Origin of the sequence: Gluconobacter sp. P1D12_c (assembly GCF_018812105.1) — a bacterium.
GTDB lineage: Bacteria > Pseudomonadota > Alphaproteobacteria > Acetobacterales > Acetobacteraceae > Gluconobacter > Gluconobacter oxydans_A.
The window spans coordinates 1-532 of sequence record NZ_JACSIQ010000279.1; the positions used below are offsets into that span (position 1 = coordinate 1).

General features: G+C 51.4%; 1 pseudogene. It reads right to left on the reverse strand.

From position 1 onward, the window contains the following. Window positions 1-143, reverse strand: a pseudogene (locus KP705_RS16735) (IS5/IS1182 family transposase); the annotation flags it as partial. Window positions 144-532 lie beyond the last annotated feature (389 nt).

A 532-nucleotide genomic window follows, 5' to 3' on the forward strand; every position in this document is an offset into this window, starting at 1 on the left:
CCGTCTGAATAGGCCAGAGCCAGCTCCAGATCAGGGCGGAACACCTCAAAATCCACAGTCCGGGAAAAGGCCTCCAGCTGATCGCCAAGCCCGCTCAGCCGAGCAAGGCGCTCTTCAACATCAAAGAAACCAGGCTGCTTCATCTTMCAGCATCCCCAATCAACGCCGAAGAAATGGAATCACACAGAACAGCTCAGAGCCAAGGGTTTTTCGAACCCTCCAGATCAGGGCGGAASACYTCAAAATCCACAGTCCGGGAAAATGCTTCGAGCTGATCWCCAAGCCCGCTCAAGCGKGCAAGCCGTTCTTCAACATCAAAGAAACCCGGCTGCTTCATCTTTCATCATCCCCAATCAACTAAGGGGAAATGGAATCACAGAGCAGACCTCAATACCAGGGGGTTTTTCGAACCCTCCATATGCGCCGCTTCATCTTTCTGGAGCGGATCAGCCCCGCTGCGTAGCAACCTGATCATTTATGTATTTTTTTGCCTCTCCATATACTTCTGGGCACTGATTTTTTTTTCTGGCGT